Raw genomic sequence first — 14,997 nt, 5'->3', positions numbered from 1 at the left:
GTCAGCCGTTACCGAGCATCTTCAGCCGTGCCCAGGTTCTGTCCTGCTCATCAGGGAAATGCTGTTCCAGCAGAGCTTCTTGCTGTTCCTGGATGTCGGCCTCGGCCAGACCCGAGGATTCCTCCCGTTCCATCGCTTCCCGGAACGCATCGAAGCGCTGGTCGAAGCGCTTACGCTGCTTGAGATACTTTACGACGCTCTCGACACCGTCCGGACCCACGCCAAGCTCTTCCAGTTGCCTGCCGGCGGCTTCCGCAGACGAGGCAGATTCAATGGCGGCTGTCCGGGCCTGTTGTTGTCGGCTGCTCGCGTGAAGGTGTTTTTCGGTTGTCCTCAATTCCTCGGGCAACTGATTGCGGTGCCACTGTACGAGTGCCTGTTTGCCCTGTTCGCTCAGGTCTGTGCGCTGCTGAATGGCGAGTGTCGCCAGTGTGTATTCGCTGTAAGCCTCCTCAAGCCCGAAGAAAGCCCGGTGGGCATCAGGGCTGAAGGTGCTGGCGCGCAGTTGTTTCAGCTGTGCCAGGGCATCGCCCAGCGCCGTCAGCTGATAGCCCGGATCCTCTGTTCGGGCTGGGTCGAGTCGGGTTTGCAGGACCTGCAGTGACGCCTGTTTATAGGCGAGATACTCATCGAGGAGCGCCAGCGCCTGGGTGGAAGCGGGCTCAGGCAAGTGGTTCCTGGCCATGGTTTCGATCTGTTGAATAGCTGTTTCCGGAGTCACCTCGCCGACCGTGCTGAGGAAGTAATCGAAAAAGTCACGCACCCGGAGATTGATAACCAGCTCGCCGTTGTTATCGGCTGTCAGGGCGCCGTCAATTTGTGTCCCTGATAGCGACGCCGCAAACGGGGTCGGCCCGAGGGAATCAGGAGTTCGGGATTGCTCCTGTCCCGAAGAAGGCTCTTCCGGGACCGCTTTGGCGCTGTGCTCGGATGCTGGCGTTGGCGACTTCGCCGGGGCCGCGGATGATGGTGGCATTGAAGCCGAAATTTCGGCGTTTGTCTGGGCTGTTCCGGCAAGGCCATACCAGAGAGCACCGGCGACCAGGACGGCCGCCAGTGCACCCGGGAACAGCCACCGACGCGCTTCGATGGATGTCCGCTTCATGGTCACCTCACAGACCGCGGTTTTTAAGCCGGTTGGCCTGGGTGCGGTAAAGGGTGACAGGGTTGGTCCACAGAGAACGGGCTCCGAGAAGGTGGTTGATGGCGTCCACGTGGTTCATGTCGTAGTGGGTGCCGATCACCCGGCCCATCATGGTTGAGCAGACGCCTACCAGCCCGTCGTTGGGCTCGCTGCCAAAGGCCAGTGAAGTGATACCCAGGAACGGGTCGGTAATGTCGAACGCATTGGTCCACACGCCCCGGCCGGTCCAGGAAAAGAACTTGATGCGATTGCCGTCTATCCAGACATCCTCGCTGGTTCCGGCGCAGCTATTCCGGTTCACGCCTTTCCAGCCAAGGGCATCGTTCAGGCTGGTTGTACCAGGTGTGGTGAGGGTCTCCAGCGCCGCCAGCCCGTTCTGAGGGTTGTCTGCTCCGGACAAGGCATTGATCAGATCGCCCAGGGCGTTGGCGATGGCGTTGGCGCCGCCTTCGACATAGCTACCCGGCGGAAGGATTCCCCGGACCACATCGGCCACTTTGGAGCCCTTGTTAACGCCGTCGATGGAGGTGATTGAGGCAATACGGTGAGGAATCAGGGCTGCAGTCACCCGGGAGGTAGGCGCGCCCTGGCTGTGGGCCATCAGGTTGACTTTGGAATGGCCGAGGCTGTTGACGTAGTTCGCCAGTTGCTGGCCCCGCTGCTCACTGCTGTTGACGAAGGACACGCTGGCGGAATAGACCTGTGCGCCACTGCGCTCAAGATTCCAGGGAATGGTATGGAAGTAGTTCACCAGGCCGCCGATGGTGTTGAACCCGGTGACGCCGTGAACCAGGACAATCGGGTGGCGGGTCTGGGTGTAGCCGGCGTGGCTTGAAAATGAGGCGGACAGCAAGGCCAGCCCCAGCACAACTGCTGTGGTAAATCGAATACGCATGTGTGACTCCTGTTGTTTTTGTTGACGGCTGCATCAGGCAGCCGACGGTCGTCGATGCGTTGTCGATTATTGGTATGTCAGGAGCGATCAGGAATCGCCCAAATGGGTGAGGACAGGAAGGCTGCGTATTCAGGAAAACCGGTGGGGTTCCAGCTCCATATGCTGGATGCGCTGGCCCAGCATGATGATACGGCCGGTGTAGCGCTCCTCACCGGTGGATGTGAAATCGAACAGGAAGCGGCGCCAGACTCGGATCCGCCCCTGATCGTCGCGTTTGAACCATAGACCACGGAGGAATACCGCATCATCCAGCAGCATCACGTCCATGCTTTTGCAATAGCGACGCGCTGCCTGGAGCACGAAATCCTTGATGGCTTTGGCGCGCCACCAGTACCAGACAGCGAATCCGGCCACGAATAGCCAGAACAGGGTTCCAAGAGTCACGGTCTCAGCGATCTTCCACGGTTGCTCAAAGGGATGATCGCCAGCCTACCCTATTGCGTCGGCTCGGGGAATCGCTGACGCTTCCCGGATTCCGGCGCCGGCAACAGTCGGTCACACAGCATCTGCAGGAAATGGCTGGTCAGCAACTGGGCCTGATCCACGTTATTGCCGAGGTGTTCCGACTCTTCCCGGGCGTTTTCGCTGCTCTCGACAGAGCGGTTACCGAGTTCCAGGAGTCGTGCTGCCTGACGTTCCACCTGAACGCTCAAGGCCGCCTGTTGTTCGGTAGCGCCGGCTACCTCATGGGTGCAGGAAGTAATGAGATCCACATCTCTGAGGGTCGCTTCCAGCGTCTCGCTGGCCTCATTGGCGATGCCTGCCGTTTGCTGACAGCAGTGGGTGCCGTTGTTGATCACCTCGACCACCTCACGGGTTTCGCTTTGCAGGGCAGCAATCATCTCATCGATCTTGCGGGTGGATTCGTGGGTTCGCTGGGCCAGCCCCCGAACCTCATCGGCAACCACGGCGAAGCCGCGACCTGATTCGCCGGCTCGCGCCGCTTCGATGGCGGCATTGAGAGCCAGCAGATTGGTCTGCTCGGCGATGTCGGAGATCACATCCAGAACCATGCCAATGGCATCGCTTTTTTCGGACAGCGCCTGCATGCGGTCATTGGCCACAGAGAGCTGCCCGCCGAGCTCGGACAGCGACTGATTCATGGATGTCATCTGTCCGCGACACTGGTTGGCTGACTGGCGCGCGTCGTCCGTTGCGTCGTGGGTCCGTGCGGTCAGTTCGCTGACCCGTCGCACGCTTTCCGCCAGCTCCTCAAAAGCACGGGTTATGTCCTGGATATCGCCCTGCTGGCTCCGGATGCTGGCCACAGAGTTGGCGACCCACTCGACGGTCCGCTGTTTCCGGCCGTGGAGCTTGCCCGCATTGGCGTGCATGCGGGCGGAAACGGCCCGAAGAACGGCATCCCTTTTCTGGCGATCAAATTCGATCCAGGCACCTTCATCCCTGCGTCCGGTATAGATCCAGGGCATGGCCGGGTGGGTTTCGGTACAAGCCGATCTGGCGCTGCGCATCACAGGAAGGGTAAGCCAGACCAGTACCGCGAATACTGCCAGCAGCAGCCCTTGCAATGTCACTAGATGGGACAGGGCGAGCTCTGAAAGTCCGAACCAGAGCAGGGCAACCGCCAGCAGTCCATACAGGCAGCCCAGTTTCAATGCCAGGGGCGGACTGACTGCAAGGTATCTGCGGGGGACTTTGCCTTGTTTCCAGGCCGAATAGAGTTTCTCCGCCCGGGCAACCTGATCTGGTCGGGGGCGTGTGCGAACAGACTGGAACTCAACAATCTCGCCGTCTTTGCGAATTGGCGTAACAAAAGCGTCCACCCAGTAATGATCGCCGTTCTTGCAGCGGTTCTTCACCATTCCCCGCCAGGATTCGCCGGATTTAATGGTTTGCCAGAGATTTTCGAATGCCCCCGGCGGCATGTCCGGATGCCGTATCAGGTTGTGGGGCTGGCCGACCAGTTCGTCAATCGTATAGCCAGCGACTTCGGCAAACTCTTCGTTTGCTGCGGTGATCTTGCCGCGAAGGTCGGTGGTGGTGATCAGGTGGTAGTGGTCCGGGTAAACCTGTTCTTTCTGAGTGACCGGTTCGTTGACTCGCATGGCGTTTCCTTGCACGGGTCAGTGTTTTTCTCGTTGTTGGCCTACTATCAACCCGTTCTTTTGTCCTGAATATCCGGTTATTGCAATAAATGAAAATATGTTCATCTATTTGCGGTTTCCCCTGGTAGTTTCTCGTCTTTTGCAATATGTGGCTAGGTTGGCGACAGATACTGCTTATGCTTTTGGGTGGAACTGATCGGACATGATTCAGGGCTGCTAAAAAGGAGTGAGCAGTGCATGCAGGCATTACAACAACAAGATTTCAGGGCTCTCGTCGACAACCACCCAAAAGCCATCATGCTGGCAACCAGGGAGCCAAGGATTCTTTACGTGAACGAGAAATTCCGTTCAGTCACCGGCTACCGGACGGACGAGGTGCTTGGCCAACCCCCTTCGGTGCTCAGCTCGGGATTTCACTCCCGCGAGTTCTATCAATCCATGTGGAGGGCCATTGGTCATAAGGGGCGCTGGGAGGGACTGGTCTGGAATCGTCGCAAGAACGGCGAGACCTATCCACAGTGGTTGACGATCTATCCGGTGGAGCACGAAAACCATCGGTTTTACGCCGGTGTTTTCATGGATGTCGGTGATATGACGGCTGACGATGAGCGCCTCGCCTCGCTAGCCTATTACGACCCGTTGACCGAGCTGCCCAATCGCGCGCTGTTTCAGGAGTTTCTGAAGGCACGTGTCTCACAGAGGGCACAGGACGGTCAGGCGTTTGCGGTGCTCTATATCGACCTGGATTTCTTCAAGTCCGTAAACGATTTGCATGGACATGATTGTGGTGACCGGGTTTTGCAGCAGGCAGCTCTATGTATCCAGAGTGTGCTTCGCCGCGGGGACGTCGTGGCCCGCCTGTCGGGTGACGAATTTGCCGCTATTATCGAGCTGCGAAATGATGATGACCTCGAGAGCGTGTGTCAGCGGATGGTTCAGAGCTTCAGGGCGCCAGTAATTGTCGATCATCGCGAGTACTTTTTGTCGTCATCTGTTGGCGCCGCCGTTTATCCGGACCATGGCAGTCAGGCATCCGAGCTTCTGCAGAACGCGGATCGGGCCATGTACGCAGCAAAGCTTGCGGGGCGGGCCTGTTTCCGGATTTACGATGCGATCGACACCGAACAGGGTCGGCAGGCCGAGCTGCTATCCGAGGCGTTAATTGTTTCACTGAAAACGGCACCGGAGGAGTTCACGGTTGTTTACCAGCCACAGTACCACCTCGATACCGGCAAGATGGCCGGGCTGGAGGCACTTTTGCGCTGGACTCACCCTGAATTTGGCGTTGTGTCACCCGCTGATTTTGTGCCGATCGCCGAACAACGAGGCCATATCCATGAGCTCACAGAGCATTTGGTCCGTTGCATTGAGTCGGATCTCTCCGAATTCCCTGCCTCATTTCTCCGTGGTCTGAGGCTCGCTCTCAATATTTCGGCCCGGCAGATCACGGACTCCCGTCTTGAAGCCCTCTTGAATCCACTGTTCGAGAGAATTCGAGCAGTGGGATGGCGTCCCGAAATCGAGATTACCGAAACCCATTTGATGAATCTTTCCCATCAATGCCTCGATAAGCTGCGTGAATTCGGTGCCCATGGGGTAGTTGTCGCCATTGATGACTTTGGGACCGGTTATTCCTCTCTGGCCTATCTGCATACGCTGCCGGTTCAGGTGCTGAAAATTGATCGTCAGTTTACTCAAAGACTGGGTGGGGAATCGCGAGATTCGCGTATCGTCTCTGCCATTTTGGCGATTGCAGATGCTTTGGATCTGGAGGTGGTTGCGGAAGGCATAGAGAGCAGTGAGCAGCAAAACAAACTGCGCGAGTTGAGATGTCACCGGGGCCAGGGGTACCTGCTGGCCCGACCGGCCCCCTGGGGCACATGGAACAATGATTTGATTGATCAATATCAAGATAACAGTAAATAACCTTGTAATAATTAAGGTCTTGCAAAATGTGGCTAGTGAAACGGCGCGGCCTCCGATAGAAGTACCCCAGGCTTTCCACGCGGGAATTTATGGGACCTATAGCTCGAAAGTCGGCTCTGGACGCATACCTGAGACTGAACAATGCCTCATTGGATGAATGGCTCGCCGCTTTGCGCGAGCTGTCTGGCTGCGATGACATACTTTGTCGGCTCCACTCGGGCAGCGGACGGCTAGGTGCCATATCGGTGCTTGAGAGTGAGCTTGGGCATGTGATCTCGCTGAGAGCCGGGAAGGGCATGGACGTTTCGGGCTGCAGAACCTCGGATCCGGTACTCCTATTTCCGGGGTGTGGCATGCCCGAAATCGCCACTCAAGGTGGAGATTGGGGCAGCCTATATCAGCTGTTCCTTGCCCGTCCCGAGGATAGGTTTGAACTCCGCTTGGCGCCCAAGACTGAAGTCATCATTTTGAAACCAAACAATGGTGCTCTTGATGATTCGCTTCTTCTACCGTCCAAGGCTTGGCTATCCGTTTTGGAGGTCATGATCAACTGTTACCTGGACCGTTTGCACTTTGTCCGCGATGATGTTCAGGCCAAACGACTGACCAATCGTCTTTTCGAGACTATGAAAACGCCCTGGACACCCGGGAAGGCAGCTGTGTGTTCCGAACGCACCCTTGACCGCCGTTTGCAACGCGTCGTCGAAAAAATCATGCAGGATCCTGCCTGGGAGTTCGACCTCAAGGAACTGGCAAGTTACGCCGGGGTCAGCGAGCGGAATCTCTACTACCTGATGAAGCGGGAAACGGGTATTACGCCTTATCGGTTCTATCAGAGGGCTCGATTGACCCGGGTTCGGGAACGGTTGGTTGACTGTCAGTGTGAGGTGCCACACATCTCCTGGTACGCTGCGGATGAAGGATTTTCCCACCTTGGCCGATTTGCCGCCATGTACCGGGAGCATTTTGGGGAGCTGCCCAGCGAAACCGTCCAATGGCGACGTAACCTGCTGCGACACAGCGTTGCGTCCGCGGAGGAACTTGTAGAGACGTGATTGTCTCATGCAAAAAAAGGCCCGGCGCACGTTGTCGTGGCCGGGCCTGATACCTTGCTTCCTATCAGTGGGCCGGAGCTGACTTTTCCTCAGGTCCGGAGCCGTTACCGTATTCCTCGGAGGCTGAGCCATGATGATCACGGCCCAACAGGATATAGAACGCCGGTAAGACAAAGATAGTGAACAGGGTGCCGATACCAAGACCCGCGCTGATGGTCAGGCCGATGGCAAAGCGGCTTTCTGCACCTGGACCGATGGCAATCAGCAGAGGCACCATGGCAAAGATCAGCGCCAGTGATGTCATGATGATTGGCCGCAGACGAATGGCGGCAGCCTCGATGACCGCGTCCACTTTGTTAAGCCCACGCTCCTTCTGCAACTGGTTGGCGAACTCGACAATCAGGATACCGTTCTTGGACACCACCCCGATCAGCGTGATCAGACCCACCTGGGTATAGATGTTCATGGTGGCAAACCCGAGCACGATGAACGCCATTGCCCCGGCTACCGACATGGGCACCGAAACCAGGATGATGAACGGGTCCCGCCAGCTTTCGAACTGGGCTGCCAGAACCAGGTAGATGACCAGCAGCGACAGGAAGAAGGTCACCATCAATGCGCTGCCCTGGGTGGCCAACTGTCGTGTCTGGCCGGTGTAGTCGTAGGTGTAACCCTGCGGGAACACTTCGGCGGCGGTCTGCTCCATGAAATCCATGGCAGTGCCAGCGGCCACCCCGGGCATAACCACACCCTGAAGGGTCAGCGAGTTCTGCTGGTTGAACTGGGTCCGGTTGGACGGTTCAACGTCCTGGGTGAAGCTGACGACGCTGCCCAGCGGCACCAGTTCGCCGTTGTCTGCCCGAATGTAGTACTCATTGAGTGCCTGGGCGTCCAGCCGGAACTGCTGATCCACCTGCGGAATAACCTGATAGGAACGGCCCTCCATGCTGAAACGGTTGATGTAGCCGCCTCCGAGCATGCTCGACAGGCTCTGGCCGACGTCCTGCATGGACAGGCCAAGGTCCGCCACCCGGTCCCGATCAACGTTGATACGCGTGATCGGACGATCAAAGTTGATGGACTTCTGCAGGAACATGAAGTTACCGCTGCCCATGGCTTTGCCAAGCAGTTCGTCAGCCACCTGGTCCAGCTGTTCATAGTTGTTACCGGTGGTGATTACGAACTGGAACGGCAAACCGCCGCCGGAGCCCGGCAGTGAGGGGCGCGGGAAGACTGCGGTTTGCAGCCCGGTGACGTTTTTGAGCTCGGCATCAAGTTTGGGCTGGGCCTCAAACTGGCTGATTTCCCGCTCGCTCCAGGGCGCCATCTTGAAACCACCGAATACGGCATTCGGGCCGGTGATCCCGATGATCATGAAGTCTTCGTTGTAGCCCGGAACCGTCGACATACGCTCCTGGATTTCATCGCCGTGCTCCAGCAGGTAATCCAGTGTCGACGTCTGTGGGCCAAGGCCCTGATAGAACAGAATGCCCTGGTCCTCGGTGGGAGCCAGCTCGTTCTGGCTCATGGAGACCATGAAATAGATTGAGCCCAGCACCACGACGGCGAAGAAAACCACGACCGACTTGGTTTGCATCAGTGAGCTCAGGGCCGACTTGTAGGTGGCGGCGAGGCCGTTGAACGTTTTCTCTACCAGGTTTTCGAATTTACCCGGGTTGCCGTGGGGTTTGAGAACCTTGCCCGACAGCATCGGAGAAAGCGTCAGGGCAACAATGCCGGAAATAACCACGGTACCGGCCAGCGTGAAGGCGAACTCCGTAAACAGGGAGCCAACAAGCCCGCCCATGAAGCCGATCGGGGCGTACACCGCCACCAGGGTGGTGGTCATGGCAATGATGGGAACCGCCATTTCCCGCGCACCATTGATTGCGGCGTCAAAACGGGATTCTCCCTGCTCAATGTGCCGGTGAACGTTCTCTACCATGATAATGGCGTCATCCACAACGAGACCGATGGCGAGAACCATCGACAGCAGGGTAAGCAGGTTCAGCGAGAAACCGAACATCAACATGATGAAGGCGCCGCCAATCAGTGACAGCGGCACCGCAACCGACGGAACAATCGAAGCCCGAACCGAGCCGAGGCAGAGGAACACCACCACCAGAACGATGATCATGGCTTCCAGCAGTGTCTGGATAACCTCGTTGATGGAATCTTCGATAAAGTCTGAGGCGTCGTAAGCCAGGCGAACATCCAGGCCCGAAGGTAGTTGGCTTTCGATGTCCGGCAGCTCGCCCTTCACCAGGCCGGCGACGGTCAGCGGGTTGGCTCCGGGGGCCAGTTCAATCGCCACGTAAGTGGCAGGCTGTCCCTTGTAAAGAGCCAGTTGATCGTAGGTCTCCGAGCCCAGTTCGACTCGGGCGATGTCCTGCAGTCGGATCTGGGTGCCTTCGGACTGTTTGACGACCAGGTTGCGGAACGCATCCGGATCAGCGACGTCGGTGTCGCTGGTCATGCTGATTTCGGTGTAGGTGCCCTTGGTGTTACCTACGGCAGCCTGGTAGTTGTTGGCGCGGAGCTTTGCGACTACCTCCTGCGGTGTCATGTCGACGGCCGCCAGGCGCTCCGGATCCAGCCAAACCCGAAGGGCAAATTTACGCCCCAGCAGTTCGGCCTTGCCGACACCGGAAAGCGCCTGCAGTCGGGGCTGGACAACGCGGGTCAGGTAGTCGGTGATCTCGGGCACCGCCAGCTCGTTACTGTAGAAGGCGATATACATCAGGGCGGTTGAGTCACCGGTGGTGGAGGTGATGACCGGGTCCTGGGCCTCCGCCGGCAGAACGTTGCGCTGGCTCGCCACCTTCGCCTGGATTTCAGCAAGGGCTGCGTTGGCGTCATAGTTCAGCACCATTTTGGCTTCAATGGTGGAAGTGCCCTGCGAGCTTGTGGATGTGAGATAGTCAATGCCACTCGCCTCGGCAATGGCCTGCTGCAGCGGCGTGGTAATAAAGCCTTTGATCAGGTCGGAGCTGGCACCGGGGTAGGCCGTTGTCACGGTCACCGTGGTGCTTTCAAGCTCAGGGTACTGCCGGATTTCCATTTCCATGGCCGCGCGGGCGCCCAGAAGCAGAATCAGCAGGCTGACCACCGTCGCCAGTACGGGACGGTGGATAAAAATGTCGGTGAAGCGCATTACTCAGACGCCCCCTGCTTCTGCTCTTCGTCCTGAATGGCAACTTTCTGACCTGCGCGCAGGCGCAGCAACCCCTTCTCTACAACGGTTTCACCAGCTTCCAGCCCGGACAGAACGGCTACGCGGGTGTTGCGGGTTTCGCCGGTGGTTACCGTGCGACGATTAACCACCAGATTCCCGTCGTCATTCTCTTCAACGACAAACACAAAGTCGCCGTAAGTGTTGTAGGAGATGGCGGTGCGCGGCACCGTGACTACCTCGTTGTCTTCCGGTTGCTGCGTCAATACGGTGGCAAACATGCCAGGGCGTAAGAGGTTGTCCGGGTTAGACAGCGTGGCGCGAACCCGGACAGTCCGGGTCTCCGGGTTAACCGAGGTGTTGATTGCGCTGACGGAACCCTCGAAATCCTGCTCCGGAACAGCTGCGACGGTGGCGACCACCGGATAGCCTGTTGCTACGTTCGGCAGGTTTTTCTCGGACAGGGTATAGTCGACATAAATCGGATCCAGCATGTTGATCTCGACAATTGGGGTGCCGGTGGCAATGTATTCGCCCTGGTCGACCATCCGGATACCGAGCGTGCCATCGAAGGGCGCGCGGATAATTTTCTTGCTCAACTGGGCCTCGGCTTCATTGACCCGCGCGCGGGCGGCGTCGAAATTGGCCTTGGCTTCATCGTATTGGGACTGCGACACTGCGCGCTTGGGTAACAGGTCGGATACCCGTTTGAATTCCTGCTCGGCCAGTTGCGCCTCGGCACGGCGAGTGCGAAGGGCAGCCTCATCAATGGCGGCGTCAATGCGGATCAATACATCGCCCTGTTTGACCACGTCGCCGGATTCGAAATTGATGGCCTCAATCACACCGGGTACCTCATTGGCCACCCGGATGCCGTTAATGGCTTCAACACTGCCCACGGCCTTGATGGCCGGTGTCCAGGCTTCGTTCTGAGCCTCAACGGCGGAAATCTGCGCGGGCGGTTGGGGCTGGGACATCTGCTCTTGCATCTGGCCAAACTGGTAGAATTTGTAGCCGAAGATGCCTCCGAGCACTACGCCGAGAAATATAATGACGATCAGAAAGCGGGAAGCAGTGCGCATGATTCGGGTCCTGAGGATCTGTGTCAGATTTTGGGAAGCATAGCATCCTACAAAACAGGGTCGCTAATGTCACCGGGTTGTAAGTATTTCTATCTAGACTTCGGATTGGTCAGATTTGACAGATATCATGGTCGTTTTCTTGGCGGGGGGTTTTCCGCGCAGGGCACTGGTAATGTAACAGGCGACAGTGACAGAATTACGACGGTATTCAGGGTGAGGATCAACAATGCAGTGGATTCTGGGAATCGCGTTGGCAGCCGCCGTGTTTGTGATTCTGAAACAATGGGGTGCGTTGTCCGCCGAAAAGAAGAAGGCGGCCACCTGGAAAGTTATCCTGGTCGTGGGCGGCGCACTGCTGGTGTTTATGGTGCTAACGGGCCGGATCCATGTGCTTACAGCGGCGGTGGCGGCCGTTATTCCGCTGTTGCGCAAACTCCCCGCCTTGTTGAAGTTTGCCCCTGAAATCAACCGGTTCATGGGGTCGAAACAGCGGGAAGACGGGCATGCGCAGGGGAACGATCACGCTGGTCCGGGCGCTGATCTGGTCGGCCAGATGTCAGAGCGCGAAGCCTGCGATATCCTCGGCGTGAAAGCCGGTTGTGCCGAGGAGGACATCGTGATGGCCCACCGCCGGCTCATGCAGAAACTGCACCCGGATCGCGGCGGGAACGACTACCTGGCGGCCAAACTGAACGAAGCCAAGCAGGTCCTGCTGGGCAAGCGCCACGCCTGATATCAGGGCAAAACGTCGACCCGCACTTCAAAACTCCGGTTCTCGGACCGACTGCTGTTCACCTGATAGGTAATGCCACTGCGCTCCTGGGTTGATCGGGTTGCGGTGCTTCCCAGTGTTACCCACTGTCCCGGCTCCACACGCCGGATGGTGACCACCGCCTCCGTTTCGTAGCCGTCCAGGTTTGCCGGTTCTTCCTCGAAGGAAACAATGCTCAGTTCGACCGCCTGATCAGAAATAACCTGGGGGCTGACCAGAAAGCCACTGCGCGTTTCGACCTGCTGTAGAAAGGCAGCAGGATTTCGGCCACCACGAACAGCGACGGGGATTGTCCGGACCTGGCCCGAGGTGATGTGCGCCGACTGGCCATCCTGCATGATCACTGATCGTTCCTGAGCGCTGCCGGTACTGGTAACGCGACGCTCTGCGGATATTCCTGCCTGACCGTTGGACGCGGAGATGCCTGCACCTGAGCGCTTGCCGCCGCTGTCGGTTCTGGAGCGAACGGTGATCCGAACCTGGACTGGCGCTACATCCAGCGTTTCGACAAGCCGTCCGATTTCCTCCAGCAAGGGCGGTTCGCCGCGCACCACCAGTTGTTGCCCCCTTGCAGTCACGGTTACCGGCGAGCCCTGATAGAGCTCGCGGATCTGCACCGCCACATCGTCACCCGGCCTGTTGTTGAGCTGGTAGGTGCGGGACTCGGCCTGGGCCAGAACCTGACTGGAGATCAGCCCGAGCAAGAACGCCAGGGCCAGCTGCAGAGGATATCGTCGGACAAAATAGACCATTGATTGCTCCCAACCCTGATGTCGGTGGTGAAAAAACTCCGGCATGCGGGTTGCCAAGGTGAAAACCGTGGGTATATATTGAAAAGCATGAAGACGACACACGCGACCTGTCAATTGAATGTTTTGCAAGCTTTCGGCGCCAAGCCGGCGGCTGCAGTCGCTGCTGTGTTTTTCTGGTGGTTTGGTTATGGCTTTTATTTTAGCCAGAGCCGGGGCCGCCCATAGGATCTTCATCGAACGAATAACGAGGAAGGCAGCCCGGCAGAAAACCCAGGCTGCCACCGGACTCGAAAAGCCCCGACTGGTAGCCCACCAGCCGGGGCTTTTTTGATTCTGACGCAGGGAAACGGAAGCACTGACATGAATATGTCCTTGAACACTGAACTGACACACCAGGTAGTCGGATCACCGGCCACCCACCGGGAAGAAGTGGTTCTGCCAACGCCGGCGGAGCTCAAACTTCAGATGCCGGCCAGCGACGACATTGTCCGGCAGGTCGATGAACACCGGCAGGCAATCCGGCGGATTCTGCAGGGCAGCGACACGAGAACGCTGATCGTCATGGGGCCCTGCTCCATCCACGATGAGGTGGCCGCACTCGAATACGGGGAAAAGCTGAAAGCCCTGGCGGATGAAGTCAGTGATCGCTTCCTTATCGTTATGCGGGCCTACCTGGAAAAGCCGCGGACCACGGTGGGTTGGAAAGGGCTGTTGTACGACCCCGAGCGCACGGGTGCAGGCGATCTGCATGAGGGTCTGCGTCGCTCCCGCCGCCTGCTCCTGAATCTGGCTGCCATGGGGCTGCCACTGGCCACCGAAGCCCTGAGCCCGTTCGCCATGGATTACCTCGGGGATCTGGTGAGCTGGACGGCTATTGGTGCCCGAACCACCGAGTCGCAGGTGCATCGGGAGATAGTCAGTGGGCTACCCATGCCGACCGGCTTCAAGAATGGCACCGATGGTGGTATCGCTGTCGCTACCAATGCCATGAAGTCGGCGTCCCATCCCCATCATCATCTTGGGGTTTCGGCAACAGGCGCGCCGGTGATGATTACCACCCGGGGCAACCCCGACACCCATCTGGTGTTGCGCGGTGGCCGCGGTATCACCAATTACGATGCGGCCAGCATTGAGCAGGCCGTGGGCGCCCTGGCAGAGGCGGGATTGTCCACAGCCGTCATGGTGGACTGCAGTCACGACAACGCCTGCAAGCAGTCAGAACGACAGCTGGATATTGCCCAGGACGTGATGGCGCAGCGCCGCGCCGGTAACCACCATATCCGGGGTCTGATGCTGGAAAGCTTCCTGGAGCCGGGGCGTCAGGACGACGGCGAAGATCTGCGCTACGGCTGTTCGATCACCGATCCGTGTCTTGGATGGGCGCAGACGGAGGCTCTGATCCGCTCACTGTAGACAGCAGTAGCTGTCCGGCCAGCAACAGGAGAACGCCGCCCATCAGCCGGTCGAGCCAGTGCCCGAACCGGTTAAACCCGCGGCGGACGCGGGGCAGGGTAAAGAAAATGGCAACCATGGCGAACCAGAGTGCCGTGGCCAGGGCCATGTAAATGCCATAGCCGGCCTGGAGCACAATGGGTGTGCCTGGGCTGATCACAACAGAGAAAAGGGACACAAAGAACAGCGTTGCCTTGGGGTTCAACGCGTTGGTCAGAAAGCCCAATCGCAGGGCTGCGATACCGGACTGTCCACCCGTCGGATCCTGTTCCACATGAATGCCGCCGGCCCTTGCCCGCAGGCACTGGACGGCAATCCAGGCAAGGTAAAGTGCCCCCAGCACCTTGAGAACATTGAAGAGCACGATCGATTGCTGGATCAGCAGGCCAATGCCCAGCAGTGAATAACACACATGCACCAGAATGCCCCCGCCGATACCAATGGCGCTTAGCAGCGCGTTTCGCCGGGTCTGGCACAGAGCCTGTCTGAGCATCACGGCAAAGTCCGGCCCGGGACTGGCCACTGCCAGCAGGTGGACAAAGGCTACCGTCAGAAATTCCGGCCAGTAACTCTGCATCTTCCCAATTCCTCCGTTGAGACGTCCGTTGCCTGAAAAGTCTG

General features: G+C 58.3%; 12 protein-coding genes. 4 read left to right on the top strand and 8 right to left on the bottom strand.

Annotated features, from left to right (window positions below; translation table 11 throughout):
• Position 1: 1 nt before the first annotated feature.
• From BM035_RS04680 to BM035_RS04665, 4 genes are all read right to left on the bottom strand, one after another.
• Positions 2 to 1,105, bottom strand: a complete 1,104-nt coding sequence (locus BM035_RS04680) for a lipase secretion chaperone (protein WP_092030613.1) — start codon at positions 1,103 to 1,105, stop codon at positions 2 to 4.
• Positions 1,106 to 1,112: 7 nt separating this feature from the next.
• Entirely contained in the window at positions 1,113 to 2,039 is a 927-nt protein-coding gene (locus BM035_RS04675) for an esterase/lipase family protein (protein WP_008173346.1), read from the bottom strand.
• Between the two features lie 129 nt (positions 2,040 to 2,168).
• Complete coding sequence (locus BM035_RS04670) at positions 2,169 to 2,483, bottom strand: DUF3301 domain-containing protein (protein ID WP_008173344.1); 315 nt, start codon at positions 2,481 to 2,483, stop codon at positions 2,169 to 2,171.
• Positions 2,484 to 2,533: 50 nt separating this feature from the next.
• Positions 2,534 to 4,165, bottom strand: a complete 1,632-nt coding sequence (locus BM035_RS04665; protein ID WP_092030480.1) for a methyl-accepting chemotaxis protein — start codon at positions 4,163 to 4,165, stop codon at positions 2,534 to 2,536.
• Between the two features lie 237 nt (positions 4,166 to 4,402).
• On the opposite strand from BM035_RS04665, the gene BM035_RS04660 reads away from it, so the two are divergent.
• Positions 4,403 to 6,091 carry a putative bifunctional diguanylate cyclase/phosphodiesterase gene (locus BM035_RS04660; RefSeq protein WP_092030478.1) on the top strand — a complete coding sequence of 563 codons (1,689 nt, stop codon included), beginning with the start codon at positions 4,403 to 4,405 and terminating at the stop codon, positions 6,089 to 6,091.
• An 89-nt stretch (positions 6,092 to 6,180) separates the two neighbouring features.
• Positions 6,181 to 7,146, top strand: a complete 966-nt coding sequence (locus tag BM035_RS04655) for a helix-turn-helix domain-containing protein (protein WP_092030476.1) — start codon at positions 6,181 to 6,183, stop codon at positions 7,144 to 7,146.
• Positions 7,147 to 7,210: 64 nt separating this feature from the next.
• Here BM035_RS04655 and BM035_RS04650 read toward each other — a convergent pair whose 3' ends face one another.
• Positions 7,211 to 10,300: an efflux RND transporter permease subunit gene (locus tag BM035_RS04650; protein WP_014578464.1), complete on the bottom strand. Its 3,090-nt coding sequence runs from the start codon at positions 10,298 to 10,300 to the stop codon at positions 7,211 to 7,213.
• Positions 10,300 to 11,400, bottom strand: coding sequence for an efflux RND transporter periplasmic adaptor subunit (locus BM035_RS04645; protein WP_008173339.1), 1,101 nt, complete (start codon positions 11,398 to 11,400; stop codon positions 10,300 to 10,302). The genes BM035_RS04650 and BM035_RS04645 overlap by 1 nt, the downstream gene beginning before the upstream one ends.
• A 226-nt stretch (positions 11,401 to 11,626) precedes the next feature.
• Between BM035_RS04645 and BM035_RS04640 the strand changes: the two genes are divergently transcribed.
• The gene (locus BM035_RS04640; protein ID WP_008173338.1) at positions 11,627 to 12,133 is read left to right on the top strand and encodes a hypothetical protein; all 507 of its coding nucleotides are present in this window, start codon (positions 11,627 to 11,629) and stop codon (positions 12,131 to 12,133) included.
• 2 nt (positions 12,134 to 12,135) lie between these two features.
• Here BM035_RS04640 and BM035_RS04635 read toward each other — a convergent pair whose 3' ends face one another.
• Positions 12,136 to 12,924 (bottom strand): secretin N-terminal domain-containing protein, encoded by a 789-nt coding sequence (locus tag BM035_RS04635; RefSeq protein WP_092030474.1) that lies wholly within the window; start codon positions 12,922 to 12,924, stop codon positions 12,136 to 12,138.
• A gap of 360 nt (positions 12,925 to 13,284) precedes the next feature.
• Between BM035_RS04635 and BM035_RS04630 the strand changes: the two genes are divergently transcribed.
• Complete coding sequence (locus BM035_RS04630; protein ID WP_014578460.1) at positions 13,285 to 14,337, top strand: 3-deoxy-7-phosphoheptulonate synthase; 1,053 nt, start codon at positions 13,285 to 13,287, stop codon at positions 14,335 to 14,337.
• On the opposite strand, the gene BM035_RS04625 is transcribed toward BM035_RS04630, so the two are convergent.
• A complete protein-coding gene (locus BM035_RS04625; protein WP_053113149.1) occupies positions 14,282 to 14,953 on the bottom strand; it encodes a LysE family translocator in 672 nt (223 codons plus the stop codon). The two genes, BM035_RS04630 and BM035_RS04625, sit on opposite strands and share 56 nt — an antisense overlap.
• Positions 14,954 to 14,997 lie beyond the last annotated feature (44 nt).

Source organism: Marinobacter sp. DSM 26671, assembly GCF_900112835.1.
GTDB classification, from domain to species: domain Bacteria; phylum Pseudomonadota; class Gammaproteobacteria; order Pseudomonadales; family Oleiphilaceae; genus Marinobacter; species Marinobacter flavimaris.
This window is presented reverse-complemented; position numbering and strand designations above follow the sequence as displayed.

Bases quoted from the DNA above. Each gene is read 5' to 3' on its own strand.
- BM035_RS04655 (WP_092030476.1), top strand. From the start codon at position 6,181: ATGGGACCTATAGCTCGAAAGTCGGCTCTGGACGCATACCTGAGACTG.
- BM035_RS04625 (WP_053113149.1), bottom strand. From the start codon at position 14,953: ATGCAGAGTTACTGGCCGGAATTTCTGACGGTAGCCTTTGTCCACCTG.
- BM035_RS04630 (WP_014578460.1), top strand. From the start codon at position 13,285: ATGAATATGTCCTTGAACACTGAACTGACACACCAGGTAGTCGGATCA.
- BM035_RS04665 (WP_092030480.1), bottom strand. From the start codon at position 4,165: ATGCGAGTCAACGAACCGGTCACTCAGAAAGAACAGGTTTACCCGGAC.
- BM035_RS04645 (WP_008173339.1), bottom strand. From the start codon at position 11,400: ATGCGCACTGCTTCCCGCTTTCTGATCGTCATTATATTTCTCGGCGTA.
- BM035_RS04640 (WP_008173338.1), top strand. From the start codon at position 11,627: ATGCAGTGGATTCTGGGAATCGCGTTGGCAGCCGCCGTGTTTGTGATT.
- BM035_RS04675 (WP_008173346.1), bottom strand. From the start codon at position 2,039: ATGCGTATTCGATTTACCACAGCAGTTGTGCTGGGGCTGGCCTTGCTG.
- BM035_RS04680 (WP_092030613.1), bottom strand. From the start codon at position 1,105: ATGAAGCGGACATCCATCGAAGCGCGTCGGTGGCTGTTCCCGGGTGCA.
- BM035_RS04660 (WP_092030478.1), top strand. From the start codon at position 4,403: ATGCAGGCATTACAACAACAAGATTTCAGGGCTCTCGTCGACAACCAC.
- BM035_RS04635 (WP_092030474.1), bottom strand. From the start codon at position 12,924: ATGGTCTATTTTGTCCGACGATATCCTCTGCAGCTGGCCCTGGCGTTC.
- BM035_RS04650 (WP_014578464.1), bottom strand. From the start codon at position 10,300: ATGCGCTTCACCGACATTTTTATCCACCGTCCCGTACTGGCGACGGTG.